Raw genomic sequence first — 1778 nt, 5'->3', positions numbered from 1 at the left:
TATCAAGGGCGGTTCGAGCGTCCTCTTGACGTTTTTCTCCTACGGCGCTGCAAACGTCTGGAAGTATTACGAGCTCGAAACCAACCCTGTCGCCATGACCGATACGGGCTGGAAGAGCTTTACTCCTGGAGGCGATTCTTCAAGCTTCGTAAAATTTGCCACGCTTACGGTCCCCAAGGGCTACAGCGCAATCGTGATGGTCAAGGGAACCGGCACGTCCACCTATCCGGTGACATCGGGCACCAGTGGCGTTGTTAAAGAATATACTTTCCAGGCGATAGACGCCAACAATAACGAAGAACAGTGCGAAATGTCTATTCTCAAAGTCAACGAAAATGGGCGCTTTTTGCCTGGACAAACGGAAGAATATGATGCCAGAGACGACAAGTTCAGCGGATATCTTGTGATTCCGCCCTTGAGCACTCCCGCACAGCGCAGCGTCGATTTGAAACTTAAAACCAATCAAGGGGCGATGAGCATTACGGCTTCCTTCAGGGCGCTGCTCTACAAAGCGAACCTTGACACGACTTTACTTGCATAAGAGGTGACTATGGCTAACAGTAACGAAGCATTCGAAGGCGAAAAGACCGGGCAACTTACCCAGGTGACACTCGCCGCAGCCCGCGAAAACCACTACGAAGGTGTTTTCAGCATTTCGGGCAGTTCCAAGCGTCTCGACTCGGCTGAAATCGCCGGAACGGCTGACATCGAAGATGAATACAGCGAAAACAGCGCATACAGCGAAGGGGACTTGAGGTATCATTCCGGTGTACTTTACCGCGCCAAGGTAGATATCGGCTCCAATGATACCCCCGCCGGTCCGTGGGACTCCACCAAGTGGGAAGTGGCCAAAATCGGGCGAATTATGGCCAGCAAGGATGATGTAAATGCCGCCCTTGGCAATATCGAAACCCTCTTGGCTGCTATTTAAGGAGGCTTTAAATGAGCGTTGCAAGCGAAATCACGCGCCTGAACGGCGCAAAGGCCGATATTATCCAGGCCATCACCGACAAGGGCGTCACCGTGCCGTCTTCGGCGAAACTCGACGACATGGCACTGCTCATCGCATCCATAACCGGCGGCGGTGGTGGCGGTGGCGATACATTGAGAGTCGCAAGAATTGATTCTGTTCGAGGCAATTTCATTGTTGACGATAATGGATATATCGGGCTTCGTCTCAATGACTATTTCCCGCATGATGGCGGCACGTTTCTTGACAACTATGCTGTCGTAGTAAGCGGTGCAGATTTTTCATCGGCAGGATTGGGACAGGTGACATTTTTGACGCCGGGCACTGATTCTATTGGTGGTAGAACATATCCCACCGTAAACATCGGTGGTAAAACGTGGATGGCCGAGAACCTAGATCTAAGGACCGACGGTATAACTATCGGAACGACGGGTTCACCGAGTACGCCTGCCGCGTGGTACTACAACAATAGTGCCGAAACCTATGGCGAACATGGAAATAAATATGGATTGTTGTACAACTGGTATGCAGTCAAGCATCTCATTGATAATGCCGCGACTATTATACCGGGTTGGCATGTTCCAACGACATCGGAATGGGATGCCTTGGCTACGGCTGTAGGTGGTTCTAGCACTGCTGGCACGAAGCTAAAGTCTACCACAGGGTGGTCTTCCGGCAACGGTGACGGATCCTACGGCTTTGCGGCTTTTCCCGCTGGTAGCCGGTACTCGGGCTCCTTCAGCTATTTAGGCAGCAACGCGTACTTCTGGACGGCCAATGAGTACTCGTCTGCCAGCGCCTACAACCG

General features: G+C 52.0%; 3 protein-coding genes. All 3 read left to right on the top strand.

Translation table 11 applies throughout. The features are described from left to right. A partial coding sequence (locus Q0628_RS05420; RefSeq protein ID WP_298768889.1) for a hypothetical protein occupies positions 1-541 on the top strand: 541 nt, incomplete at its 5' end. Positions 542-550: 9 nt separating this feature from the next. Beyond that, complete coding sequence (locus tag Q0628_RS05415) at positions 551-931, top strand: hypothetical protein (RefSeq protein ID WP_298768887.1); 381 nt, start codon at positions 551-553, stop codon at positions 929-931. A gap of 11 nt (positions 932-942) precedes the next feature. Beyond that, the coding region (locus Q0628_RS05410; RefSeq protein ID WP_298768885.1) for an FISUMP domain-containing protein at positions 943-1778 on the top strand (836 nt) is incomplete at its 3' end.

The sequence above is a fragment of the uncultured Fibrobacter sp. genome (assembly GCF_937877005.1).
In the GTDB taxonomy this organism is placed as follows: domain Bacteria; phylum Fibrobacterota; class Fibrobacteria; order Fibrobacterales; family Fibrobacteraceae; genus Fibrobacter.
Note: the sequence above shows the minus strand (reverse complement) of the source record. Positions and strands in the feature narration are given on the sequence as shown.

What these genes read in the sequence shown, in the direction of transcription:
- Q0628_RS05415 (WP_298768887.1), top strand. Translation starts at nt 551, where the DNA reads ATGGCTAACAGTAACGAAGCATTCGAAGGCGAAAAGACCGGGCAACTT.